Annotated in this window: 26 protein-coding genes; 7 read left to right on the top strand and 19 right to left on the bottom strand. The window is 38.5% G+C overall.

Going from position 1 to position 25,780, the window contains the following annotated elements:
- Window positions 1-99: 99 nt before the first annotated feature.
- Both ACKP2L_RS03170 and ACKP2L_RS03165 read right to left on the bottom strand, forming a co-directional pair.
- A complete protein-coding gene (locus ACKP2L_RS03170) occupies window positions 100-1,038 on the bottom strand; it encodes a hypothetical protein (protein ID WP_439425928.1) in 939 nt (312 codons plus the stop codon).
- A complete protein-coding gene (locus ACKP2L_RS03165; protein WP_439425927.1) occupies window positions 1,031-2,914 on the bottom strand; it encodes a ribonuclease J in 1,884 nt (627 codons plus the stop codon). The genes ACKP2L_RS03170 and ACKP2L_RS03165 overlap by 8 nt, the downstream gene beginning before the upstream one ends.
- A 250-nt stretch (window positions 2,915-3,164) precedes the next feature.
- Between ACKP2L_RS03165 and rpsO the strand changes: the two genes are divergently transcribed.
- Complete coding sequence (rpsO, locus tag ACKP2L_RS03160) at window positions 3,165-3,434, top strand: 30S ribosomal protein S15 (protein ID WP_439425926.1); 270 nt, start codon at window positions 3,165-3,167, stop codon at window positions 3,432-3,434.
- Window positions 3,435-3,457: 23 nt separating this feature from the next.
- On the top strand, window positions 3,458-3,724 hold the full coding sequence (gene rpsT, locus ACKP2L_RS03155) for a 30S ribosomal protein S20 (protein WP_439425925.1): 267 nt from the start codon (window positions 3,458-3,460) through the stop codon (window positions 3,722-3,724).
- Between the two features lie 70 nt (window positions 3,725-3,794).
- Here rpsT and ACKP2L_RS03150 read toward each other — a convergent pair whose 3' ends face one another.
- From ACKP2L_RS03150 to tgt, 5 genes are all read right to left on the bottom strand, one after another.
- Entirely contained in the window at window positions 3,795-5,147 is a 1,353-nt protein-coding gene (locus ACKP2L_RS03150) for a DEAD/DEAH box helicase (RefSeq protein WP_439425924.1), read from the bottom strand.
- On the bottom strand, window positions 5,144-6,127 hold the full coding sequence (locus ACKP2L_RS03145; RefSeq protein ID WP_439425923.1) for a DHH family phosphoesterase: 984 nt from the start codon (window positions 6,125-6,127) through the stop codon (window positions 5,144-5,146). Before ACKP2L_RS03145 ends, ACKP2L_RS03150 begins: the two co-directional genes overlap by 4 nt.
- 18 nt (window positions 6,128-6,145) lie before the next feature.
- Entirely contained in the window at window positions 6,146-6,838 is a 693-nt protein-coding gene (locus ACKP2L_RS03140; RefSeq protein ID WP_439425922.1) for a metal-dependent hydrolase, read from the bottom strand.
- Between the two features lie 63 nt (window positions 6,839-6,901).
- Window positions 6,902-7,291 (bottom strand): preprotein translocase subunit YajC, encoded by a 390-nt coding sequence (yajC, locus tag ACKP2L_RS03135; RefSeq protein WP_439425921.1) that lies wholly within the window; start codon window positions 7,289-7,291, stop codon window positions 6,902-6,904.
- 35 nt (window positions 7,292-7,326) lie between these two features.
- Window positions 7,327-8,478 (bottom strand): tRNA guanosine(34) transglycosylase Tgt, encoded by a 1,152-nt coding sequence (tgt, locus tag ACKP2L_RS03130; protein WP_439425920.1) that lies wholly within the window; start codon window positions 8,476-8,478, stop codon window positions 7,327-7,329.
- A gap of 69 nt (window positions 8,479-8,547) precedes the next feature.
- On the opposite strand from tgt, the gene ACKP2L_RS03125 reads away from it, so the two are divergent.
- On the top strand, window positions 8,548-9,462 hold the full coding sequence (locus ACKP2L_RS03125; RefSeq protein WP_439425919.1) for an NADP-dependent oxidoreductase: 915 nt from the start codon (window positions 8,548-8,550) through the stop codon (window positions 9,460-9,462).
- Between the two features lies 1 nt (window position 9,463).
- Here the strand turns inward: ACKP2L_RS03125 and ACKP2L_RS03120 are convergent, their stop codons facing one another.
- Window positions 9,464-9,793 (bottom strand): hypothetical protein, encoded by a 330-nt coding sequence (locus ACKP2L_RS03120; RefSeq protein ID WP_439425918.1) that lies wholly within the window; start codon window positions 9,791-9,793, stop codon window positions 9,464-9,466.
- A 31-nt stretch (window positions 9,794-9,824) separates the two neighbouring features.
- The gene (locus ACKP2L_RS03115) at window positions 9,825-10,586 is read right to left on the bottom strand and encodes an alpha/beta hydrolase fold domain-containing protein (RefSeq protein WP_439425917.1); all 762 of its coding nucleotides are present in this window, start codon (window positions 10,584-10,586) and stop codon (window positions 9,825-9,827) included.
- Between the two features lie 39 nt (window positions 10,587-10,625).
- On the opposite strand from ACKP2L_RS03115, the gene ACKP2L_RS03110 reads away from it, so the two are divergent.
- From ACKP2L_RS03110 to ACKP2L_RS03100, 3 genes are all read left to right on the top strand, one after another.
- Window positions 10,626-11,291 carry a histidine phosphatase family protein gene (locus ACKP2L_RS03110; RefSeq protein WP_439425916.1) on the top strand — a complete coding sequence of 222 codons (666 nt, stop codon included), beginning with the start codon at window positions 10,626-10,628 and terminating at the stop codon, window positions 11,289-11,291.
- Between the two features lie 288 nt (window positions 11,292-11,579).
- Window positions 11,580-12,695, top strand: coding sequence for a PTS transporter subunit IIC (locus tag ACKP2L_RS03105; protein WP_439425915.1), 1,116 nt, complete (start codon window positions 11,580-11,582; stop codon window positions 12,693-12,695).
- A 48-nt stretch (window positions 12,696-12,743) separates the two neighbouring features.
- Window positions 12,744-13,778, top strand: a complete 1,035-nt coding sequence (locus ACKP2L_RS03100) for a branched-chain amino acid aminotransferase (protein ID WP_439425914.1) — start codon at window positions 12,744-12,746, stop codon at window positions 13,776-13,778.
- Between the two features lie 44 nt (window positions 13,779-13,822).
- Here the strand turns inward: ACKP2L_RS03100 and ACKP2L_RS03095 are convergent, their stop codons facing one another.
- The 3 genes from ACKP2L_RS03095 to ACKP2L_RS03085 are packed head-to-tail and all read right to left on the bottom strand — an operon-like array spanning window position 13,823 to window position 17,430.
- Window positions 13,823-15,331 carry a glycosyltransferase gene (locus tag ACKP2L_RS03095; protein ID WP_439425913.1) on the bottom strand — a complete coding sequence of 503 codons (1,509 nt, stop codon included), beginning with the start codon at window positions 15,329-15,331 and terminating at the stop codon, window positions 13,823-13,825.
- A complete protein-coding gene (locus tag ACKP2L_RS03090) occupies window positions 15,328-16,974 on the bottom strand; it encodes a glycosyltransferase (RefSeq protein ID WP_439425912.1) in 1,647 nt (548 codons plus the stop codon). The genes ACKP2L_RS03095 and ACKP2L_RS03090 overlap by 4 nt, the downstream gene beginning before the upstream one ends.
- On the bottom strand, window positions 16,975-17,430 hold the full coding sequence (locus tag ACKP2L_RS03085) for a nucleoside deaminase (protein ID WP_439426191.1): 456 nt from the start codon (window positions 17,428-17,430) through the stop codon (window positions 16,975-16,977).
- A 119-nt stretch (window positions 17,431-17,549) separates the two neighbouring features.
- Between ACKP2L_RS03085 and ACKP2L_RS03080 the strand changes: the two genes are divergently transcribed.
- The gene (locus tag ACKP2L_RS03080) at window positions 17,550-19,508 is read left to right on the top strand and encodes an alpha/beta fold hydrolase (protein WP_439425911.1); all 1,959 of its coding nucleotides are present in this window, start codon (window positions 17,550-17,552) and stop codon (window positions 19,506-19,508) included.
- 15 nt (window positions 19,509-19,523) lie between these two features.
- Here the strand turns inward: ACKP2L_RS03080 and ACKP2L_RS03075 are convergent, their stop codons facing one another.
- From ACKP2L_RS03075 to truB, 7 genes are all read right to left on the bottom strand, one after another.
- Window positions 19,524-19,796 carry a DUF7671 family protein gene (locus ACKP2L_RS03075; protein WP_439425910.1) on the bottom strand — a complete coding sequence of 91 codons (273 nt, stop codon included), beginning with the start codon at window positions 19,794-19,796 and terminating at the stop codon, window positions 19,524-19,526.
- A gap of 11 nt (window positions 19,797-19,807) precedes the next feature.
- A complete protein-coding gene (locus ACKP2L_RS03070; protein WP_439425909.1) occupies window positions 19,808-20,734 on the bottom strand; it encodes a DnaJ C-terminal domain-containing protein in 927 nt (308 codons plus the stop codon).
- 39 nt (window positions 20,735-20,773) lie between these two features.
- A complete protein-coding gene (gene dnaK / locus ACKP2L_RS03065) occupies window positions 20,774-22,630 on the bottom strand; it encodes a molecular chaperone DnaK (protein ID WP_439425908.1) in 1,857 nt (618 codons plus the stop codon).
- 11 nt (window positions 22,631-22,641) lie between these two features.
- Complete coding sequence (grpE, locus tag ACKP2L_RS03060; protein ID WP_439425907.1) at window positions 22,642-23,241, bottom strand: nucleotide exchange factor GrpE; 600 nt, start codon at window positions 23,239-23,241, stop codon at window positions 22,642-22,644.
- A 107-nt stretch (window positions 23,242-23,348) separates the two neighbouring features.
- A complete protein-coding gene (locus ACKP2L_RS03055; RefSeq protein WP_439425906.1) occupies window positions 23,349-23,888 on the bottom strand; it encodes a DUF308 domain-containing protein in 540 nt (179 codons plus the stop codon).
- Entirely contained in the window at window positions 23,875-24,831 is a 957-nt protein-coding gene (ribF, locus tag ACKP2L_RS03050) for a riboflavin biosynthesis protein RibF (RefSeq protein WP_439425905.1), read from the bottom strand. Before ribF ends, ACKP2L_RS03055 begins: the two co-directional genes overlap by 14 nt.
- Window positions 24,818-25,720: a tRNA pseudouridine(55) synthase TruB gene (truB, locus tag ACKP2L_RS03045; protein ID WP_439426190.1), complete on the bottom strand. Its 903-nt coding sequence runs from the start codon at window positions 25,718-25,720 to the stop codon at window positions 24,818-24,820. The genes ribF and truB overlap by 14 nt, the downstream gene beginning before the upstream one ends.
- Window positions 25,721-25,780 lie beyond the last annotated feature (60 nt).

Below are 25,780 nucleotides of genomic sequence, written 5' to 3'. Positions count from 1 at the left end.
AATTATATATACCAACATGGCATTTAACATGTGGTGAGAAGCGGGAACCTCTACTTGATTCAACATTAATATTCTAACACAAAAATTCCTTTACAAAAACTAAATATTTTGTTCGCTTTGAATGATATCTTTAATAAGGTCGTTAACCAAATCAAATAATTTGTTCTGCTCGGAAGGAACTTTCAAAAAACCTTTTATTCCATGATATTGGTTGATCATATCATCTATCCACAATTCGGGATCTTTTATATCTACACCTATCCTTGGGTACAATAAGCTGGCTTGCATCCGCAAATTAGCAGCCAAATTTTCATTTGCGACCGGATCATCACTGCCAAGCTCACGATCAAGAATATCTTTCATTTTCCTGTAAAAAGGATCATCTGACAAAGATCCGAGTTCTGCAGGATTGATCCGGTAAGGTTTATTGTCCAGCCAATAATACTCTACCGATTCATTGATTCTTAATTTTTGTGCCGTTTCGATCAAAGTAGCGCGTATCAAAGGATTTATATAAGGATCCAAGAGCAAAAACTTGGCTCCCTGCCACCATTCTTCCAAAGGCAATTTGAATGAATTTTCAAATCTCTCCCGTTGAACTCTAAAATCGCCATCAGATAAATGGTAAAAAGATTGGGCAAGAGTCCTTTGAGTAGCTGCCATTTCGACCCTTATATTTTTTTCTTCTTCTAAAACGCGCTTGGTAGCTTGATCTTGCCATTGCGGATCCGCAAAAACTATCATTTCCCTAGCGTAAATAAAATTTTGATTTTTCAAAAGGACATTCAAAGCTAGATTAAAAAGATCATAAGAATTCAAATAATCATCTAGATAATCTTGAAGATACATATTTGCAAGAGAATACTGCTGGTCTTCATATAAAGTACCAACTAATATCCTGTTAAGATCCAACTCTTGCTTTTGATCATAGGCCATCTCAAAAAAGCCGGCAGCTTGATGATAATTACTTGCATCTATTTCCCGCTGGCCCTTTCTCATTAATTCGTCAAATTTAAATTGTTGTGAATTCTCAGGCATTCTGGTTTTCTGCTAATTTAGCATTGATTTTTTCAATCATTTCCTTTTTTGGGCGAATCGCTCTTGGTGTAGATTTTACTCTTTGACGGCCTCTGCGTGAAGACGCTTTAACGTTTTTTTTATCTTCAGTCTGGGCATTTGAGCCAGCCTTGCTTCGATCGTTCTTCTTCTTACTATTAGGACGGCGATTTTGATTAACTTCCATAACTATCGGCATAATTACAGGGCGGCGCTTAGTTTGTTCGTAGAAGAATTTAGACAAAGCTTCTTTAACGCCGTTTTTCAAATCATTCCAATCAAATTCCTCAGCATTGTTCATATAAAGATCTATTTGGTCGACCATTGCTTTAGCAGAATCATGGATCAATTGATGATTGGTTTTAACATAGATGAACCCGCGAGTCGTTATCCTAGGAGCAGCAACGACTTTCTTCTTCTTACGATCGATAGTTGCAGCTGCAATAACGACACCATCTTCAGAAAGCATCTTACGATCTCTGAGAACGATATTGCCGACATCCCCATTATCCGAACCATCGATCATAGTATCATCAACTTCAAATGAATCCTCTAACTTAAAGGTCTTGCGTTCAGGATCGAGCTTGTATTGATCACCTTTCATGGAAAGAAAAATTCGATCTTTATCCATACCGGTTTCTTGAGCTAAATAATCAGCAACGGAAAAGACACGATATTCTCCAGAAACTGGGAATAAATATTTAGGCTGCATAAAATTAAGCATAAACTGCAGATCATTTTGACTTGCGTGTCCTGAAGAATGAATCGTCTCTTTGATCGAGATAACTTCAGATCCATTACGGAAAATCAAGTTACGAGTTTTAGCCATGATCGATTCTGTTGCGATCGATGGAGTAGTAGCGATGAAAACTAAATCATTTTTTGTCAAATGTACGAATCGATCATCACCGCTTGCGATCTTCTTAAGGTCCTTGATCGGCTCGCCCATTTTACCAGTTTCCAAAATGACCAGTTTATTGTCATCAACGGAACGAATATTTTTTATATTGGTAAAAAGTCGATTGTAGCTGGTCGGGAGCTTGATTTTATGGGAATCTAAAGCTGTTTTGACGACTTGTTCCAGATCGTTGCCGTAAATAGCGATCTTTCTGCCGGTTTGATAAGCAGAATTTATGACTTCCTGCAATCGCTGCACGTTCGATGCGACCATTGCCACGATTATCCTTTTAGATGCATGCTCATTAAAAGTCTGGAAGACATAATCATCAATAGCAGACTCATTAACGGATTCACCCGGCATCTCAACACCGTTGACATCGGCCAGTAAGGCCAAAACACCCTTTTTACCAATGTCAGTCAAGCGCGAGTAATCTGTTTTATACGATCCCTTGGCTGTATTATCGAATTTAAAGTCGCCTGTATAAACGATTTGCCCATATTCGCTTTCCAAAACGACACCAACTGACTCGGGAATAGAATGCGTGGTGCTGAAAAACGAAACTTTAGTTTTGCCAAATTCGACCACAGAATTAGGTGTGATCACATTATAGTCATTAAAGTCAGCCAGATCAGGATGGCGCGAAACTTGCTGCTTTGCCAAAGCCAATGTAAATTCTGTTCCGAATACCGGTACACGAAGCGCTTCAAGCAAGTAAGGAAGCGCGCCGATAGCGTCTGCATGGCCATGTGTCAAGAAAACTCCAACGACTTGATCAGCATGATCAACTAAATAATTAAAATCAGGTACGATAAAATCGACACCTAAAAGATCGGTTTCCGGATATTTTAAACCTGCGTCTAAAATATAAATTTCATCATTGATCGTAACGGCATACATGTTTTTGCCGTTTTCACGAACACCGCCAAAAGGGATGATGCTTAAATTAGTATTTACCATTTGATTGATACCTCTTACTAAATTATTTTTAAAAAAGTATTTGCGAATCTGTTTTCCGGACGCGTAACCCGTTAGTCCAAGAGAGTTTCGTTACTTCTAATTCTACATGAGTTCATTAACTATGTAAAATAAAAAATATTTGCTATAATTGAAGAGCTGCAGTCTATTAAGCAGCGACCCTATTGCTTAGTTCAACGCCGACCTACCGCTACGTTTTGCTAGGTTATAGGTAATTTTGAGGAGGTAAACCATGGCTTTAACTCAAGAAGCAAAAACACAGATCATCAAACAATACGCCATTCATCAAGGCGATACTGGATCTGTAGAAGTTCAAGTGGCAGTTTTGACCGCTGATATCAATGAATTGAATGACCATTTAAAAGCTAACAAACATGATTATTCATCTCAACGCGGTTTGATGAAGAAGATCGGACATCGTCGTAATCTTCTTCGCTACTTGCGTGAAAACGACATTACCCGCTATCGTACTTTGATTTCTAAGCTCGGACTTCGTCGTTAATCATTAAAAATCAGGAGGAAAAAATGCCAATTATTGAATCTTCAATTCAGCGTGAGCGTTTAACTAGAGCACAACGTGAAAACCGTGCTCCGCAAATCAGTGCATATAGAACAGCTGTTAAAAATTTTGAAAAAGCTGCCGCAGCCGGAAAAGATAACTTAAACGAACTATATCAAAAAACAAGTTCAGTTATTGATAAAGCCCAAAGCAAAAACTTGATCAAAAAGAACAAAGCATCTCGCGATAAAGCACGTTTGCACAGGTTATTAGCTTCAGCAAGCGCTAAGTAAAAAATTAATTATTCAAAAACCCGGACTTCAATCAAGAATCCGGGTTTTTATTTAATCTTTTTTTGAATTACTATTTATGTTTTTTCCGCCGCGCAGCAGTTCTTTGACTTATTTTTTTATCACGAAAATTTTTTAGTTTAACAGCTTCTTTTATTTGACGACGATATCCAGGTTTTACTTTATGTTTTTTCTTTTCAACCAGGCCGTGAAGTTCCGGATCAAAATCTTTTCTGGTGATCCGGCGATGTTTACGCCTATTTCTGTCTTTGGCATCGACTAATTTATGATCTTTTAACTGCTTGGGTTGAAATTTTATTCCAAGTCCTTCTATTTGATCTACTTCATCTTCTTCATCGGGTCCATAAAGAGTTATGGCTATTCCAGGACGACCATTTCTTCCTGTCCTGCCGACTCTATGAACAAAGAAATCTAAATCACTAGGAATATCCTCATTTATAACTTCAGTGACTCCTTCGATGTCAAGCCCCCTGGAAGCCAGATCAGTCGCAACGATATACTGAAAATCGCCATTCCTTATTTGGCGCATCAAACGTCTTCTTTCTCTAGGCTCGACCCCACCATGGACTTGAGCATTTTTGAGACCTTGATCCGCCAAAAAATTAGAAAGTTCAACTGCCCTTTTACGTGTATTAACAAATACGATCGTTAAATAACTTTGTCCGATCGTCAGCAAGTCAAAGATGACTTGATTTTTATCTTTTGATTTTGTAGCGAGCAGATAATTATTAACAGTCGGAGAGATTATCGTCGAAGATGGTATCTCTTCTAAAACAGGATCGTTCATATATTTTTTAAGAAAAGGATTCAGATTTTCCGGAATCGTTGCTGAGAAAACAAGCATTTGCAGGTTTTCCGGCATTGCACTTGCAATTGCATCTACGTCTGGCAAAAAACCTAAATCTAACGCCATATCAGCTTCATCGACAACAAAGAAAGATGCCTGATTAACTAGTAAAAAATTATTTTTAAGAAAATCTTTGATTCGACCAGGCGTGCCAATAACGATCTGCGGTTGATGTTTTTCAAGCTGTTCAACTTGCTTTTGCCGATCACTGCCGCCAATATAGTTAGCGATCCGAATGCTTGCAAAAGCATGATCTACTTTTGCTAATTCTCTTTGAAAATCAGAGAAAGCTTTGTGTAATTGATCAGCCAATTCACGTGAAGGCGACGTTATTACTGCCTGTACGTAATCTGCGTTCGGGTCAAGGCTATTAAAAATAGGCAGCAAAAAAGCGTGAGTCTTGCCAGAACCGGTTTCAGATTCGCCAACCAAGTCCCGACCAGCCAAAACCGGCGGTATCAAGCGTTGCTGCGCTTTAGTTGGTTTTTTAAAACCAATACCATCAATAGCTTTTAAAATATTTTCTTTAAGATTAAATTGTCCAAAATTATTTTTCATTGATCCCCATTAATTCCTGTTGGCTCAGACTCTTTTGATAAATAAGTTCTAACCCCTTCTTTTAATTGACTTATTATCTCAGAAATTTCATCTTGATCTTTTGCTTTCGCACCGCTGGCTAAATCATGACCGCCGCCGCGATGCATTTTAGCAACATTACTTATAACCGGTCCCTTAGAGCGCAAGCGGACTCTGAAACTTCCATCATCGTTTTCAATAAAATTAGCCCACACAACGACCTCCTTTATCGAACCGAACATGCCAACAACGAAGTTAGTTCCCTCGCTTCCCAAATGGCCGGCCTTGATCTGTTCTTTAGTTAAAACGATCCAGCCGACGTGATCCTCGACTTTCATATCTTGATATACTTTGCCGGAAAAACGCGCCTGAACAAGACTTATAGAAGACATCTCTCGATTTATAGCATCAAAGTCAACTAAAGCTGAATAATGATATAGCCGGCTGACAGCAATAAAGGTTTCAGGTGTTGAAGCATACATAAAACGACCGGTATCACCACAAATACCTATGTACAAATACCTGACTGATCGTTTATCTAAGGATAACGGATCATTATCGGAAAGCAAATAAGCGACCATCTCCGAACATGATGATCGTTGAGGTTCATCCCAAATAAGATCGCCAAAGGGTTCGTCGTTTGGATGATGATCTATTTTTATCAAATAATCACCATTTTTATAACGATCATCATCGATCCTTTCAGCGTTGGCAGTGTCGATAACGATGACCAAGGCGTCTTTATACGTATCATCATCAACTTTGTCCATCTGCCCGACCCAGGTCAAACCAGTTATTTCTTTTCCGACCGCATAAATATTTTTATCCGGAAAAGCTTTTTGCAAACCAGCCTTCAGGCCGAGTTGAGACCCGATCGCATCCGGATCCGGCCGCTGATGCCGATGGATGATGACCGTATGATATTTTTCTATTTTTTTAATGATCTCTTCTTGAATATCCATAATTACAGTCTAATCTAATCAAAAAACAAATTCCTGATCTACTTTTGGAAGCAGTCCGACCCCATCGTTTAATTTACCGACAAATTCCTGAGGATCAGCTTTTATCGGTGGAAAAGTATTGTAGTGGATCGGAATAACTTTTTTCGCTTGCAGATAATCTGCAGCTATAACAGCATCGTCAGCATCCATAGTAAAGTGGCCGCCAATACATATAAGAGCTAGATCGACTGGTTTTTTCAAAGCGACCAATTTTAAATCAGAAAACAGGCCAGTATCGCCGGTATCGTAAATCAATTTATTTTCAATGGTCAGAGCAAATCCCGCTGCTAGACCGACCGGCATCAAATTTCCTTTGAAATCGAGTGCATCCGTGTGCCAAGCAGGATACATTTTAGCAGAAAAATCCTCAGCATAAAAAGTTCCGCCGAAGTTGACGCCTTGTGCGCGAGCCCCTTTGGCCTCTGGTAAATGATCATTGATATATTCAGCAAAATCAGTTTGAGTAATGATCGTTGCACCAGTCCGTCTGGATATTTCAAAAGCATCACCTACATGATCGAAATGGGCATGAGTGAGAATTATGAAATCTGGATCTAAATCTTCTGACCTAACTTTTGTAAAGGGATTATCGTTAATAAAAGGGTCGATCAAAATGGTCGTATTTCCAGTTTTTATTTGAAAAGCACTATGGCCAAAATAAGTTATTTTCATAATATCCTCCTTAAAATAAAAAAAGCCATTTTTCAACAAACAGCCTTAATTTATAAAATACTATCAATTATCAGACTTATCTTCCGTTTTGCTGTCATCGCTCTTATCGCTAGAATCGTCGCTCGGCTTATCAGCGGCATTTAAATCATCACCGGGAACGATCCTTGCGATCGCCCTTAACTCAAATGGCAAATAAACACCTTCAACGTCCAAAGTAACGATTTTACGCTGATCATCAACCGAATCAACGATTCCGTGAAGTCCGCCGATAGTTACGACGTGTGCCCCTTTGACCAGCCCTGTTTTCATTTTATTTTGCTGTTCAGCCATTTGCTTGCGGCGACGAGAAGTCCACCAGAAAAAGCCTCCGATCAATACAGCATAGATCAATATAGTAAACAGCCAAGAGTTCGAATTAGAGCGTGCAGCTGCAGAAAATACAAAATCAAACATCAAAATCCTCCGAGTTTAATTTTAACAGAGTTAAATTAAAAAAGCCGCGCATTAGGTCGGTTATAACCGTATTCATCTAAAACTTTTTTCCGAAAATCAACCATTTGATCATTTTCGATCGCTTGGCGCATATCTTCCATCAATTTTAACAAAAAACGAAGATTATGGATCGAGGCTAAATTATAGCCGAGCAATTCGTGAGTATTGAATAAATGGTGGAGATAAGCTTTGGTAAAATGGGTCGAAGCATAATCATCAAGATCTGGATCAAGCTGACTAAAATCGTTTTTATACTTATGATTCGTTATAACTATTCGGCCAAAACGGGTCATCAGACTGCCCTTGCGAGCTATTCTCGTTGGCAAAACACAATCAAACATATCTATTCCGGCATTAACACAGTCAATAAGCGAATCCGGCGCACCGACACCCATCAAATAACGAGCTTTGTTAGTTGGCAGCCATTGCGTAGTAAAATCCAAAACTCGGTTCATTTCTTTTTTAGATTCGCCAACCGAGAGACCGCCGATCGCATATCCCGGTAAATCTAGAGAAACAAGGTTTTTAGCGGAATTTTTTCTAAGATCATAAAATCCAGCCCCCTGAACTATACCGAACAGCGCCTGTTTATCTTTATTTTTATGTGCCTTAAGTGCACGCTCAGCCCAACGGACGCTTCGTTCGCTGGATTCTTTTAAGTAATCGAAACTTTCAAAATAAGGAGCAGCCTCATCTAGCTGCATAATGACGTCAGAGCCGAGATTATTTTGGATTTTGATAGCTACTTCAGGAGATAAAAACATCGTTGAACCATCAATATTATTCTTAAAAGTCACACCCTTTTCGCTTATCGAGCGAGAGTCGGCCAAACTAAATACTTGAAAACCGCCGGAATCAGTTAATATCGGACCATTCCAATCCATGAATTTATGAAGACCGCCGGCAGCAGCGATCAATTCATCGCCAGGGCGAAGCCATAAATGATATGTATTTCCCAAAATAAATTGAGCACCGATTTCTTTTAATTCTCGAGGCTGGACTGATTTAACCGTTGCTTGAGTACCGACCGGCATAAACATCGGTGTTTGCCAGTCACCGTGCGGTGTATGGATTATTCCCCTTCTAGCACCGGTATGTTTATCAACGTGCAATAGTTCATAGGTAACTGCTTGTGTAGCTTTAGTCATGATTATAATTGTAAAGCAAAAAGCCCTTTCAAAAAAATAAACTATAATTTTAATTGAAGGAGGATCGTTATGAAAGTAGTCGAGATCCGGCGTTTCGGCGCAGCAAATGTACTTCAAGAAAGCCAAAGAGAACTTTCTGATCCAAAAGAGGATCAGGTGATCATAAAAAACTATGCGACCGCTATCGATCCATACGACATTGATTATCGCGCCGGCAAATACGGTGGTGAAGATAAGCTTCCCAAAGTTCTTGGTTCCAGTCTGGCCGGCGTGATCATTAAAACCGGCCAAAAAGTAACAAATTTTAAAGTCGGCGACCGAGTAGCTGCAAGTCCTCACCTGAATAGTTATGCCGAATTTGTCAAGATAAAGACCAAATCTTTGGCGCTGATACCGGACAATGTTAACTTCTGCCAAGCTGCAGCATCAGCATTGGGTTATCAAACCGGATATCAAGGTGTGATCGAGGAATTAAATTTTAAAAAAGGCCAATCTATTCTTATCCATGGTGCTTCCGGAGCTGTTGGTTTTGCAGGATTGCAGGCAGCACTGGAAATCGGCGCCGATAAAATATACGCGACCGCTTCAGCCAAAGGAAAAAATTTTTTAGAACAATTTGCGCCCAACATAAAAATTTTTGATTATAGGCACGAAGACTTTTCTGCCATCAGCGAAAAATTAGATGCGATCCTCGATCCGGTCGGCGGAAAAACTCAAGACAAGTCGCTGGAACTGCTAAAAAATAACGGTAAATTAAGGACAACCCGTGATTTAACTGAAAAAGCAAAAAAATCAGCTTTAGATGTACAAAGTTACTATTTAAACTCAGGTCAAACCTTAGCTCGATTACTTGAGATGATAAGCAAAGGCATTTTCAAAGTAAACATTGCCCAAGAAGCTGATTTTAATCTAGAAAACCTGCGTTCCTTTCATGAAAAATTCGAAAAAGAACATCCGGTCGGCAAACTAGTGTTGCGTTTTTGATTTAACGACCGATTATTTTCTCAGATTGCGACCATAACGAATTCCAAAAACTTTGAGAATCCTTTTTAAAGTCGGCAACGAAACTTTCGCCCTTTGCAATAATGCTGCCCTCTATTTTTCCGCTGATGCCTAAAATATCGAACCGCTTTTCATTTATTTTTTCGACCGTAAAATATTCACCATCGAGTAAATCATTAACGATCGCTTGCAGGCCGTCCTTGGCCGTTTGTTCGATCAATTGATCCTCACTTACATCAAAACCGCGGCTGTGCATCAGTTCGATACGGTCCTTAATGTCTTGATAGTTTTCTGGTATTTTTTCTTCGTTCATTTTTCACCTGCTGCCTTCTGACTAATGGTTTTTATAATAAATGATTTCTAAGAAAATCGATCGAGGGTTCGATCGCATCTTTCTCATAGGCTTGCGCGTGACGATCACCCGGAAAAATCAAAGTAGATACGGTGAGACCGTTTTCTATATAAGCTTCCTGCATTTTAAATAATTCATCTAAAGGAGCTAGTTCCGCTGCCGAATTAACTAAAAAGAGCGGTCCGGCACCTTTTTTTACTTGGTGCTGCAAAGTAGCTCGGCCGATATTTGAAAAATCATTATTAAAAAGTTGTTCAAGTATCCATTTGTAATACGATAATGCTCGGCTTCCTTTATCAGGATCAGGGTTATCATCCATTTTGCGGCCTTTTATGGCAGTGTGAGTACTCAAAAAGCCCTGAAAATCGAATTGTCCCGACCAGCTTACTACCGGAAAACCGTTTTCAATAGATAATTTCACGGTAATATAAGCGCCTGAAGAGGAACCGAATAAGCCGATCCTGTCTTTATCAAAAGTATAATCGCTAGCAAGCAAAAAGCTTAATGCGCTTCGCGAATCATCGATTTGGGCCGGAAAACGATTTTTTTCATCGCTTAAACGATAATTTATCGAAGCTACCGAAAAACCTGATTTCAGCAATGCGGAGTAAACAGGCTGATCTTTTCGCTTATCCCCTCGCCACCAGCCGCCGCCGTGGACATAAAATATCAAAGGCGCCGTAAAATCTTGTAAATAGAGATCTAGACGCTGCTGTTCATCTTTCCCATAGGCTACATCAAGAATCTTTCTCATACGGTCATTTTAACAGACTAAAATAAAACTGGAGGTTTTATGAAGGCAACTTTTTATTTAGTCCGTCATGGACAAACATTTTACAATCGATATAACAAACTCCAAGGATGGAGCGACTCTCCGCTAACAGAAAACGGTATCCAAGATGCGGTAAAGGTCGGAAAAAGACTTGCCCGGATCAACTTTTCTGCTGCATTCAGTTCGGATACGAGTCGAGCGATCAAAACTGCCAGGATAATCATTGAGGAAAATAATTCTTCAAAACCGATCGAACTGACCAGTCTGCCGAATCTCAGAGAACAATTTTATGGTTCTTTTGAAGGTACTAATATGGATGCGGCTTGGCTGAGCGCCGGCGCACCTTATGGCCTTAAGAATTATAAAGAGATCGTAGATCAGTTTGGTTTAGCCTCAACAAAAGATTTTCTAAAAAGTGCTGATCCTTGGCATGATGCTGAAAACAATGATGAATATTGGTCAAGATTTGATGAAGGATTAGAAAAAATCATCAATAGCGGAAAAATAATTGACGGATCAAATGTTTTAATGATCTCTCACGGAAATACTCTGCTTTCTTTAGCTGATCGTTTTGGGCACGGTGAAATACCAATAGACCAGCGTCCTAAAAACGGTTCCGTTTCAAAACTATTTTTTAGCAATGGCGATTGGCATTTTCTTTCTTTTGACGATCACGATCTAGCCTAAAAAATAAAAATATTACATTTTTGTTACTTTTGTATATTATCATTGCTTTTTAAAAAAATATGATATAAATTTAAAGACAACTCAGGTGAGAGTACATGCAAAGTTTTAATTCACAAATGAAAATGACTGAATCAACTATTTTGGTCAGCATCGCCCTACTAATTATTTAGAAGGCGGCTGATCATTTTGTCAGTCGTCTAAAAAAGGCGGCTGATTAGCATGGTAATTTTTTATACCTGTTCTAGTTAGCAAAACTAATTAGAACAGGTATTTTTTTTGGAGGTAATAATGGCAGAAACGAAAAACGAAGAAAAAAATAAGATGTCGATGTCTGATTGGGTCTATACCGTCAGCCAGGGCATCTCAAACGCTGTACTAGTAATCTTAGGAATTTCGATCCTTTTAAACACGGCAGGTAATCTGCTTCATTGGCAAGCCTTGCAAATGGTCGGAGTCTTGGGGCAACATTTGCTGGCTCCCGCTATTGGTGCTGGAATCGCTATGCAGATGAGAACGACTACTTTAACAGCTTTCTCGGCTATGATTTCAGCAACGGTCGGCGCCAATTCAGTCTATTTCACACATTTAGTCGATAATGCGGCTCACACAGCGACCGGCTGGGTCGCTCCGCAAGTTGCAGGTTCTACGATAATGACAGTTGGACAACCGGTGTCTGCAGTAATAGCCGGTTTAGCGGCAGCTTTGATCGGTAAATGGATGACCGGAAAAACACCATTAGATATGTTTATAGTGCCCTTCTGTGCTACTTTGGCCGGTTCTTTGGTCGGTTTAGGTGCAGCATCTGTGACAACACCATTTCTTAATTGGGTCTCAGAAAATCTTGCTAACACGATGAAAGTCAGTCCAGTGCTTGGAGCGATGGTCGTTTCCTTTGCCTGGTTCTGGTTCTTGATGACTCCGGCTTCTTCAGCAGCATTAGCTATTGCCGTTAATTTGGATCCTATGTCGGCTGCAGCGGCTTTGATCGGCTGCTGTGCGGCTTTTTCCGGCTACACGGCGATGAGCTTCAATCAAAACAATCCTGGTGCAAATATATCGCAAAGCTTAGTTACACCGAAAGTTCAATTCCCTAATATCATCAAGTCTCCTCTGACGGCAATCGGGCCAATGGTATCAGCTATAGTAATGGCGCCTTTAGCTGTTACGATGGGTGGATTTAGAGTTCCTGCTGCTTTAGGCGGGTTAGGATTTTCTTCTTTGACTGCTCCTTTAAATATTTTGTCTATGCCGGCAACCAGCGGTTTTTCAAATGGATGGGCTGGATTAGGAGTTATGCTTCTTTTTGGTTTAGTAGGACCGGCGATCGTTTCTTGGTTCTGGTATCAATTCTTGAAAAAAGCAAACCGTACTAAGGAAATGGACCTTCATTTGGATGTAGTTTGATTTTCTATTTTTAATATTTCGATAGACAAATAATTTTTTGGAGGAAAAATGGCAAAAGCAAAAGCGGGAGATTTTGATTGGCAAAATCTTGGGTTCGAGTATTACGACTTGCCCTATAGCTATCACGCAGAATTTAAGGACGGAAAATGGCAAGAAGGAAAACTAACAGAAAATTCTACCATTCAAATGTCTGAAGCTGCAAATGTGCTTCATTACGGTCAAGAAGCATTTGAAGGTCTTAAGGCCTATCGAAGAAAAGACGGCGGCGTTAATCTTTTCAGGCCTGACCAAAACGCAAAAAGACTTGAAAATTCAGCAAAAAGACTTTTAATGGAACCTTTTCCGATCAATAAATTCATTAGTGCCGTAAAAGAAGTAGTTAGAGCCAATCAAGATTTTGTTCCGCCCTATGGTTCTGGAGCAACACTTTATATAAGGCCATTTATGATCGGTACCGGCAAAGTGATCGGGGTACATCCTGCAGATGAATTTCAATTTCATATTCTGGTTACTCCGGTCGGACCATACTACAAAGGCGGCCTAAAACCAACGGCTTATGTCACCAGTCCTTATGATCGGGCCGCTCATGGCGGGACCGGGCAATCAAAGGTGTCAGGGAATTATGCTTCAAGTCTATTGCCAGGGTCGATCGCCCAAAAAAATGGTTATTCCGATGTCGTTTATTTAGATCCTCGTTTGCATGAAAATATCGAAGAACTAGGCGGTGCCAACTTTTTCGGAATCACTAAAGACGGAAAATTCAAGACACCAAAATCACCTTCTATTTTACCTTCTATAACAAAAAAATCGCTTTTAAAAATTGCTGATGATTTTGGAATGGAACCCGAAGAGACAACTATCAGCATCAATGATCTTGATCAGTTTTCAGAAGCTGGTGCAATGGGAACTGCGGCGGTCATTTCACCAGTAGGCTCTATTACCCACAATGGAAATAAACACGTATTTTATAGTGAAACAACAGCCGGACCATATACGCAGAAACTTTATGATCGCCTGAGCAAAATTCAAAACGGGGATGAAAAAGGCCCCGATGGCTGGCAAGTAGATGTTCCGCTAAATTAAAATCTTAAAAACACATTGATCGATTCATTCGATAATGTGTTTTTTTATTTTATCAAACCTGTTTTCAGCCAGTTCTGCCAAGTTTTTTCAGGACCGAATAAATCAGCCGTTTTGAAAGCTTCTTTGCTTATTTTTTGATATAAAGATTCATCATTCAAGACTTCAATGATTTTTTCGGCTGCACTTTTTTTATCGCCTGCTTTAATTAAAAAACCGTTTTTTTGATCAGAAATAATTTCAGAAGGGCCAAAATCAATATTATAAGCAATCGCCGGTAAGCCGAAAGACATGGCCTGGATCAATGAAATACCAAAAGATTCGCGCATTGAAGTCTGTAAATAAAGACTGCTCTCAAAAATAGTTTTTTTCAGCTCATTCGGCTGCTGATAATTCGAAAAGATGACATTACTTTTTAAGCCGTAATTTTCAACTAAAGTGGTTAATTTATCATAGTAATTTTTTGAAAAATAGTATCCATAAATTTCGAAGACCGTCTCCGGTTTTTTTTCGGTAACTATTTTCGCGATCGCGATCATATCTTCAAGATTCTTCTCCGCTGAAATATGACCGAACCACAAAACTCTTTGGGGATGAACTTTTTTCAAAAAATGGTCTGGATGAGAAAAAATCACAGTGTCGGGTGCTTTGATAATATTCGCACTTGGAAAACGTTGCTTCAAGGTATTTTTTTGTTTTTGACTAGCAACGATGACTCCACTGAAATCCATTTTAAAAGTATCAAACAAACTATCTACTCCAGTTACCATCTGCCCGTTAATCGGGTCAAAACTATTGTAGGTTTGCGGGTCATGCAGGTATTGATACTTAAGATCAGTTGCGTTTACCGAGGCTATTGCCGCTATCAAGTCAGTCCGATCATTTATGATCAAACCAGGTTTCTCTTCTAAAAGATGATTCAGGAAAAAAATGAAAAGCTCGTCTTCTGATGAAAAATAAAAATCTTGTCCAGCAAAATCATATAGTCGTATAGAATTTATATATATTTGCCGATTTGATTCGCGTTTAGTTATTTCCAAAACTTTTTTGCCGGCTGGTGTAAAAAAAACTTGTGCTATCGGCATTTGTTCTTGATCGAAATATTCAGTTGAAGAAAGAAAACCGCGCCAGTCATAATGATCTCGTGCGATAACTTTACCAAAGTCATCAAAATACTCTACCTGATCAACTAAAGAAACAGTTGAAGGAATAACTTTTATACGACCAATGATTTTTCCTGCTTCTTTTAAAAGCGAAAAATCAGGGCTTGGACTTTCGATCTTATAATCATCTTTAGGGATAGCATTTAAGTAACGCAAATTCATTTTATGGCTAGGCGTGCTTAAAGATTTTTGAAAAAAATCATACATACCGATCAAATACCGATCATCAAGACCTAATTGAAATGCATTCAAGTGGAGTTGTGAATTATAGTTTTTAGTTACATAAAATGCTTTTTTATTAAAGCGATTAAATAATTCGGTTCTTTGGGCTTGTGAAAATTCAGTGCCGGAATTAAATGTGTACAAATCATCCGAAATAAAATAATAGTTCATATATCGCTTCCGTTTTCTCCTAGACCAAAATGAGTTTGATTTTTATATAAAAGCATTTTCAAATTCCATTTTTCCTTCGCGTCAAGAAATAATTTGCTCCAACGCTCGTAAACCCGACTATTTGAATAATCCTGTGAATATTCAAACGCTCTTTTGGACATGGCCGACAAAAGCACATCATTACTAAATAACTCGATCATACGATCAGCCAAAGCACGATAGTCGCCAGCATCAACCAAAAAACCATTTTCTCCCTGTTTGATCATTTGATTAGGGCCATAATTAACACGATAACTGAGCCCGACTAAGCCGTTAGAAAGAGCTTCCATTAAAGCAAGGTCAAAACCTTCAACGGCAGAAGTCACTGCAAACACTTGTGCCTGAGACTCAATTTGATCAACTTTTTCCGTATAGTTATGGATCGCAACATTATTTTCTAAGTGTCTGTCTTTTATTATCGCCAATAGCTGACGATATGTTTGAAAGTTATTGGTTGAATCGCGATAACCATAAATATCCAGTGAAATATTTTTTATTTTTTTTCTCGCTATATCAACAGCAAAAAGTAATTGATCCAGCTGCTTCTCAGCTGAAATGCGTGCAAAAACCACAATGGAATTTTTCCGTCTTTTGCTAGTTTCAACTAGACCCTTCTTAAAATGAATATCAGGAATCGATCCTACCGGAATCGTCAAAACTGAATTATTCGGCAAAAAACGTTCCTTTACATCTTCAGCCTGCTTATCGGTCGAAGCAGCAATCGCATCATAGGAATCAAGATTCCAAAAAGCATATTCATAATTGTTGTTTAAAAGAGAATGTTTAGCATTTTGACTGTCGACTGTATGAGAACTATGGAGATAAAAAACTGAATAAGCAGGTCTGCGTAATTTTTTTAAGGCCCAGTCGCCCAGTTCAGCACGATCGAAAATAAATATATTTGGTCTCTCTTTATCAAAGAAATCATCATTGATCGAATCAAGAAAGAATCTCTGCAGTTTTTCTACAGATGAAAAAATATGTATTTGACCACTATGATCTCTTAGACGCCAATAAATAGTCGCATCCCCTTGAGCGTTATTTCGAAAAAAAGCATCTACAACAGGGGCACCGCTTCGGCCAAACCAACTTTGAACAGCAACTTGATGGTGCTGATCATACCATTGCGACATGGTCTTAAAACCGCGCCAATCATAAAAATCAACGGTATAAATATTGCCCGTTTGATCAAATAATTCACGACTGAAAACTCTTTTATCAGCAGAATCAGAAAAAAGATTGACACGCTCGGCAAGATACTCTTTTGCGGGCAAATTAGTCGCATAATCCGTTTTCCAAACCAAAAAACGATTATGCTTTAAATCTGGTTCGATCCTTATTTTGCTGCTGCCGAAATCAAGATCATCGATAGTTAGAATTTTTTCTTTTACATTACTGAAGCCTTGAAAATAATCAAACAGATTAATGACTTGATCATCTTTTAAGCCAGCTTCCTTTAAATCTTTATGCAAAAAAACTGACCAATTTAAAAGCAGAAAGCAGTAATTAGTTTTAAACTCATCAAAAAGCTGCGCCCTTTTTAATTCAGCGTGTTCGATACCTGATTTATTTTTTTGCATATTAGAGTTTATGAAAAAAATCATTTAGTAAATTTCCTGACCTTGGTCAGCCGCAAATTTAGCGAAGGTAGATAAACCCCTAGTATGGTCTTGCTGTTGGAACTTAACGATTTTTTCATTTTTACTTGGTTCAGCAATAAATTTATAAATCGAATCATCACGAAAACCTATTTTAGATGCATCTTCAGAACTATTGGCATAAAAAACTTCTTTTATATTGGCCCAAATTATTGCTGAAAGACACATTGGACAAGGATAGCAATTGGTATATATCCGGCACCCGGAAAGGTCATGAGTTCCAAGCACTTTACAAGCTTTTCTGATAGCAACTATTTCAGCGTGAGCAGTTGGATCACGATCAATTAAAACGCGATTATGAGCGGCAGCGATTATTTCTTCGTTTCTGACAACGACTGCCCCGAATGGCCCTCCTTCTTTCAACAAAAGATTTTCATCAGCTCTTTCGATAGCAAGGTCCATATAATTCATTTCAGTCATACAACAATTTTAGCAATCATTATCAATTTTTCCAAAAAGGTCGACTTAAAAACAATAGAATATTAGTCATAGATAAATTTAAAAAGATAGGAGAAGGTCCAATGAAAAGAATAAGTGCAGCCGACATCTGCCAATTAAAATCAACCAGCCAATTAAAATATTTAGATGGCAAAATATTTTTCATCGAAAACAGCATAGACTCACAAAATAATCGCTATCAAAGCAGAATAAAATCGATCGATAGCCATGGCAAGATCCAGACATGGACCGATAAAGAAGGCTTGAACAGCGACCTGACTATAACTGAAAATTATTTGTACTTTTCTGCAAAAGATAACAAAAGTGAAAAAAAGCAATTATACCGTGTTGATATAAAAGGCGGTGCAGCCGAACAAATAACCAACGGCAAAGAAGATGTTATCAGTATAATAGCTGATCCCAAGGGTCAAAATATTATTTATGAGAGTATGGAGTCTAGCCAAGCCGGTAAATTCAAAACAAAGGATTTTCCTGAAACTCGACAAATAAGCAGATTAAAAAATAAACTTGATGGCTATGGCTGGTTTGACGAAAAAGCTGAATATAAAATAAATCTATTCGATTCAGATGATAAAAGGCACATCCAATTAGAAAGATCAAGTAAAAGGATAAATTTATTAGATTTATCAAAAGATGGAAAAGAGCTGATAATATCTAAAGATAATAAGCCTGATGATGATCTCGATTTTGGTCAAGGAATTTATAGTTACGATCTTGACTCAAAAAAATTGTCGTTTATAACATCAGAATTGCCAAACGGATACTTTTTTGATGCCAAACTGTCACCTGATAAAAGCAGGATCTTAATAGCCGGTAACGATCGTCATTTGCCGGGATATACCAAACAAGAACTATATGTTTACGATAAAAATAAACAGATTCTCAAAAATTTAAGCAGAGAAGATGATTTTGATTTAGAAAATCATTTGGCAGCGGATTTTTCTCAACAAAGATCCGAAAGTGTATTAGCTTGGGCTGATAATGAAAAATATATTTTTGCTGCAGGCTATCATGGCCGTTCACAATTATTCTCCGGTTCGGCCGACGGATATCATTTGATTTATGATGAACCAAATGAGATATTTGATTTTGCCCTATTAAATAATAAAAAAATCGCTTTATCGATATCAAAACAAGAAAAAGCAAATGAAATAATTCAAATAGATTTTAATGAAAATGATGCAAGTCATATAAGCCTGTATGATCCCAACGAAAAATTCGATAACGAACACTTATATGCAAAATCACAGCACTTCGTCTATAAAAGCGACGATGGATTAGAACATGACGGGTGGTACCTTCATGCAGTAGAGCCGAAAAACCCTAAAAAAATTCCAGTTTTGCTTTATATTCATGGCGGTCCGCACGCTGCCTATGGAGAAACTTTCTTTCATGAATTCCAAACACACGCAGCCCAAGGATACGCCGTTATATTCGTAAATCCTAGAGGATCAACGACTTATGGCCAATCATTTGAATCAGCAGTTATTGGCCATTATGGAGAAAAGGATTTTAGCGATGTAATTAACGGATTGGATTTTGCTTTAAATAATTTCCCAGAACTAGACAGAGATAGACAATACATTGCAGGCGGTTCTTACGGTGGTTTTATGACAAGCTGGGCAGTCGGACACACACAGCGGTTCAAAGCGGCAATAACACAGCGTTCGGTCATCAATTGGATCTCATTGTGGGGAACTTCTGATATCGGCTGGTACTTCAACAAAAGAGAATTAGGAATCGACCTTTATGATGCAGGCGGGCTTGAAACTTACTGGCAAAAATCTCCATTAGCTTACGCTGATCATATAAATACTCCTCTTTTGATTCAACATGGAGAGTGGGATATGCGCTGTCCAATAGAGCAGTCCGAACAACTTTTCACGGCAGTTAAAAAAACAGGTAACGAAACAAAATTCATTCGCTACCCACAAAGCTTCCACGGTATCTCTCGTAACGGATTGCCAAGTTTAAGAATCCAAAGACTGAAAGACATTGATGAATGGCTTGGAAAACATTAAAAAATAGACCCTTGTTCAAAAAGGGTCTATTTTTATATCTAAAAATCTAGCAACAGGATTATATTCGTGTCTTTTACTGAATTTTAAGTCATCAAAATCCAATACTGCAGCAACTAAATCGTTTTCAGTAGTAAACAATTGTCCAACGCCGCTAAAATGTCCCTTAGTATGTTTGCCAGTTCTCCAAAAAGATATACGGCTATCTTTTTTTAAAACAAAATTACCATTAGCATCCTGAAAAACGATCGCTGCTTTAAATAACTTAACTGGATATTGATTCTTTTTCATAATTTAGAATTTTAGCCAAACAAACCGCGGCGTCGCTGAGGATTGACATTGTCTCCACTGGCTTTAGCATAATCGCGCAATGCTTTACGTTCTCTTTCGTTCAAATGCTTAGGTACTTGAACAACAACTTTAACGTAATGATCACCCATTCTATTTGAATCCACATACGGGGCGCCCTTGCCGCGAAGTCTGAATTCGGTATTGGTCTGGGTACCGGCCGGAATAGTCAATTCAACTTCACCATGAACAGTCTTTACTTTGATTTTATCTCCAAGCGCAGCCTGAACAAAGCTTATTGGATGTTCGCTATAAATATCAGCACCTTGCCTTTGGAAACCGTCCTTGGATCTGCCAACGATAAATACCACATAAAGGTCACCGTAAGGACCGCCGTTACGACCGGCTTCTCCTTGGCCTTGCAAACGCATTTGCTGACCCTCTTCAACACCGGCAGGAATAGTTACCTTAACTCTATGCTGTTTAGACTTGCCGCCCTCTTCTTGGCGGACGTAGCTGATTTCAGTTTCTTTACCGAATACAGCTTCCTCGAAAGTTAAGTTGATCCGATACTGCAGGTCTCTTCCTTTGTGCGGAGCATTCGGATTAAAAGCTTGACCAAACATTTGACCAAAAATATCACCAAAATCACCAAAATCTTGGCCGTTAAAATTAAAGCCTCCCTGTTGGCTAAAACCACCGAAACCGTTCTGTGCACCGGAGGCGCCTGCTTTGCCGTATTGATCATAAGCAGCCCTCTTTTGAGGATCCCCTAATGTTTCGTAAGCCTCTTGGACTTGCTTGTATTTATCCTCTGCACCAGGCTCGTGATTAATATCCGGGTGATATTTCTTCGAAAGCCTACGGTAAGCATGTTTTATATCATCTTGGCTGGCGTTTTTATCTAAACCAAGAATCTTGTAATATTCTTCATTATCCATAGTTATGTAGACCGGGAATCTATACCCGGTAAAAATAAATTACTTTTTGTCGTCTGGATTTACTTCTTTAAAGTCGCCATCAACGGTTTTACCGTCATCACCGGTTTTCCCTTTATTATCGTTATTAGTATCAGGACCGGCTTGACCATTACTTGAATTAGCTCCACCATTATTTGAAGATTGCTGGTAAAGCTTGGTCGCCATAGCTTGAGCAGCTTTGGAAAGTGCATCTCTCTTTTCTTTCAAAGTATCGATATTATTTGAAGTTTTGGCTTTCTTCAAATCTTCCAAAGCATCTTGAACTGGTTTTTTATCAGCATCAGAAAGCTTCTTGCCGACTTCTGAAAGAGTTTTTTCAGTTGTGAAGATCAACTGATCAACTTCATTGTGAAGATCTGCTTCTTCTTTCTTTTTCTTATCGCTTTCTTCGTTGGCCTGAGCTTCCTTGACCATTTTATCGATATCATCCTTAGAAAGGTTACCAGGATTCTGGATAGTTATCTTCTGACTTTTTCCAGTTCCCTTATCCTTAGCAGAAACAGATACGATACCATTTCTATCGATATCAAAAGTAACTTCGATCTGTGGAACACCACGAGGCGCTGCTGGAATATCCGTCAATTGGAAATTGCCCAATGTCTTATTATCGGCAGCCATCGGACGTTCGCCTTGCAAGACATGTATATCAACAGCCGATTGATTATCAGCAGCGGTTGAAAATACCTGTGACTTAGATGTTGGTATGGTAGTATTGCGATCGATCAGTTTGGTCATAACACCGCCCATGGTCTCAATACCAAGTGAAAGCGGAGTGACATCAAGCAAAACGACATCTTTAACGTCGCCTTTGATAACAGCTCCTTGAACAGCAGCACCCAAAGCAACAGCTTCATCAGGATTTATAGAATGATTTGGTTCCTTTCCAGTCAATTCCTTAACTGAATCTTGAACAGCCGGGATCCTAGTAGAACCGCCATTGAGAATGACTTCATCAATATCATCAAAACTCAAACCTGCATCTTTCATTGCGTTTTGAACAGGTCCTTTAGCTCTTTCGACCAAATCAGAAGTTAATTGGTTAAACTGTGCCCTGGTCAAGGTCTTATCAATATTAAGATTCTGATGGATAAACGGCAGCAGTATTTGTGCCTCATTAGAGGAAGACAAAGTCTTCTTGGCCTTTTCAGCTTCGTCTTTCAAACGCTGCAAAGCCAAACTATCTGTAGACAGGTCGACACCATTTTCCTTTTTGAAATCATCAACTAACCAATCGATGATCCTTTGGTCGAAATCATCACCACCCAAGTGCGTATCGCCGTTGGTAGAAAGAACTTCAAAAACACCATCACCTAATTCAAGGATAGAAACATCGAAAGTTCCGCCGCCAAGATCATAAACCAAGATCTTCTGGTCCTTATCTAACTTATCCAAACCAAAAGCCAAAGATGCAGCAGTTGGTTCGTTGATGATCCGGCGAACATTCAAACCAGCTATTTTACCAGCATCCTTAGTAGCTTGCCGCTGAGCATCATTAAAGTAAGCAGGTACGGTTATAACTGCATCAGTGACTTTTTCACCCAAATAATCCTCAGCATACTTTTTGATATATTGCAAAATCATCGCTGATATTTCTTCAGGACGATATTCTTTTCCATTTGCTTTTACACGGTAGTCAGTTTCCCCCATGTGACGTTTGATAGAAGAAATCGTCTCCGGGTTAACGATAGCTTGTCTTTTAGCAACATCACCAACTTGGATCTCGCCATTTTTGAAAGCCACAACAGACGGCGTAGTCCTACCGCCATCTGGATTTGTAATGATCTTTGGACGGTCGCCTTCCATAACGGCAACAGCCGAATTAGTAGTACCTAAATCTATTCCAATAATTTTCGCCATTCTTTTTCCTCCTAGTCTTGATAAACACTTACCATCGCTGGACGCAAAACTCGATCATGAAGCTTATAACCTTTTTGCAGAACAATAGCGATCGTGTTTTCTTTTTGTTTGTTTGGATCACTGATCGGTGTTTTCTGAATTGCATTGTGAAGCATGGGATCAAAGGTTTGACCGACCTCGCCGATTTCTGAAATTCCATTATCAACTAGTGCGTTTTTTAAAGATTTGTAAGTAAGTTCAACACCCTTTTTAATTTTTTTGGAATTTTCATCATCAGCTTCAATAGCTAAAGCACGCTGCAAATTATCTAATGCAGGTAAAATGCTTTTTGCCAAACTCTGACCTTCATATTTCAAAATATTGGCTCTTTCTTTTTCAAAGCGTCTGCCCATATTTTGAATTTCAGCTTCAGCTCGATAAAATTTATCTTCAAAGTCAATCTTTTTTTCCTCAGACTGCTTATTATCTTTATCTGGCTGCTTTTGCTGAGCATTATCTTTTTTAGAACTATCAGCCGTTTGGTTATTCGAAGCATTTGTTTTCTGCTTTTTCTTCGAATCTTTTACAGCTTGTTCGATCTGTTCTTCACTTGCAGCTTTTTCTTTTTCCACTTGTGATTTCCTCTTATCAACCAAAAGATCACCTCAATTCGTACTAGAAAATAATAAACAATATTGGTCAAATAGTCAAGATTGGTCAAACATTTTTTTAAAAAAATTTAATCGCCAACCTTTAAAAGGAAACAAAGCAGGTTGATTCCTAATAAAATGGCATAATTTCCAATGATCACTGTTATCATCAAACCGCTTAGACCGAAGCTAGAAAAAAGGATCGCTGCGAAAAATAGTCCTATAACTGAGACGAGGACGGTCAAACCATGGACTCCTCCGGTTATGAACGGTAACGAAGCAGCTTCTATCAAACCGTTGATCGAAACTATCAGCATCCAAAAGGCAAATATCATTCTAATAAATTTTGGATCGTTAGAATAAGAATAAATCACAAAAATAAAACCTAATATGATACCAAAAACACCTCTGAGCAAATAATGTTGCGAAGCGTTCATAAAGTGTCTGAATTGGATGCCCATAAAAAGATGTTCAGCGCCATGGACAAAAGAAAAAATACCGACCAAAAAAAGAATAAATACTAAGGAAGATGAATAATTAAAAAGGATCAATAACCCAATAGCGATCAACAAAATTCCAGAAATAACAATGCTATACCTTGTAGAAGGGTTAAAGCTATAATCTTCCATTCAAAATCTCCTTACTTTTAATTCTATCCTGATAAAGTTGATTAACAAGCTGTTGACTGCTTGAAAATTTAACTTGGTCGCGCAAAAAAGAAATCCATTTTATTTTTACCATCTGACCGTAAACGTCGTCTGAAAAATCGAATAAGTTTATTTCTAAAGTTAATGGATTATTTTCACCAAAAGTTTCGTTATATCCGATCGAAGCCATACCCATAAAAGATTTTTTTTGATATTTCCCAGTCAAAAATTCGCTGATAACGGCATATACACCAACTTTTGGTAATAACTGAGCTGTTTTAAGCTCCTGATTTATTGTTGGAAAACCCAATTTTCTTCCAATTTGGTTGCCGTATACGATTTGGCCAACTGTTTGAAAATCGTATCCTAAAAGCCTATTGACCAGTTCCAGTTTGCCTTTGAGTAAAAGGCTCCTGATCCTCGTCGAAGAAATTTTGTCGCCTCTGTCGCTGACCTGCCCAACAGTTACAACTTCAAAACGCCCCTTTGCAAATTCTGGTAAATGCTTCATATCGGCTTTTTTATTAACCGATCCATATGTATGGTCAAAACCAGCAACTACTGTTTTGCAGCCCAAAGAAACCAGATAATTATCAACGAAAGTTTGCGGTTCCTGCCTGCCGAATTCAATTGAATAGTCGACTGCGAACAAAAGCTGCACTCCCATTGCTTTGAATTTTTCGATCTTTTGTTCAAAAGGAAGGATCGGATAATTTAAAATCTGATCGCTTTTATAAAAGCTTGCCGGAGATTGACGATAAGTTAATACAGCTAAAACACGACCAGTATCATCAGCTATTTGTTTAGCTTTTTTTATAACTTCTTGATGTCCGCGGTGCAGACCGTCAAAATATCCCATGGCCAGAACAATGTTTTTATGGTCATTTTTATATATATTAGGATATTGTAAATTAATTATTTTCATGAATAAGCATCGTCCTTGGTTTATATAAGCCGCTTTTCTCATCAAATTGATATATAGCCTGAAAAGTATTTGAATAAAAGATTCGAATCACATTCGCCGAAATATCTGCTAATTTTAGCCATCCCCCGTTTAAAATAAGCCGCCAATCATCGTCGGAAACCGGAACTTTTGGATAATTCAAAAGTGATTTTTCTATTGGGATAATAAATTTTCGGCAATCATCGGAAGCCAGAAAGTCATCTAATTTACAAGCCGATCGAACTGAAAATCCATCAGCTTCGATCCTTCTTAATTTGACCATCGATGCAGGTAATGACAGCCTTGCTCCGAAATCTTCAACCAAAGTCCTGATGTAAGTTCCCTTAGATACTTTCGCTATAAAATTTATGTATTCCAATCCCTTTTGAGGATCGAAAATCGGATTACCGCTAAGTGAAAAACGATCAATATCTACGAGTCTGCTTTTTCTTTCGACGACTTTTCCTTGCCGTGCTAATTCATAAAGTTTTTGGCCATGCAATTTAACCGCTGAATACATCGGCGGCAATTGTTCATACGAACCAATAAAATCAGAAAAATTTTCTTCTAATTTAGCTAAAGGCACTTCATTAATAAGTTTTTCTTGGTCGATTATCTGTCCATCAAGATCTTGAGTATCGGTTTTGATGCCTAATACCATCTCTCCGCGGTAAATTTTTCGATTGTTCTGCAAGTAGTTTACTAATTTTGTAGCCTTGCCTAAAGCTATCACTAAAAGACCGGTCACAGACGGATCTAAAGTCCCGCTATGCCCTACTTTTTTTTGGCCAAGTTTGTGTCTTACTTTAGCAACAACATCAAAACTTGTCATGCCAGAAGGTTTATCGATCAAAATTAATCCATGATACATATTTTTTTCACCCATGATAGTGTCTGTCAACAATTATAACAATGCTTAACGCAATTAACA

The organism is Oenococcus alcoholitolerans, assembly GCF_051852995.1.
In the GTDB taxonomy this organism is placed as follows: Bacteria; Bacillota; Bacilli; order Lactobacillales; family Lactobacillaceae; genus Oenococcus; species Oenococcus alcoholitolerans.
This window is presented reverse-complemented; position numbering and strand designations above follow the sequence as displayed.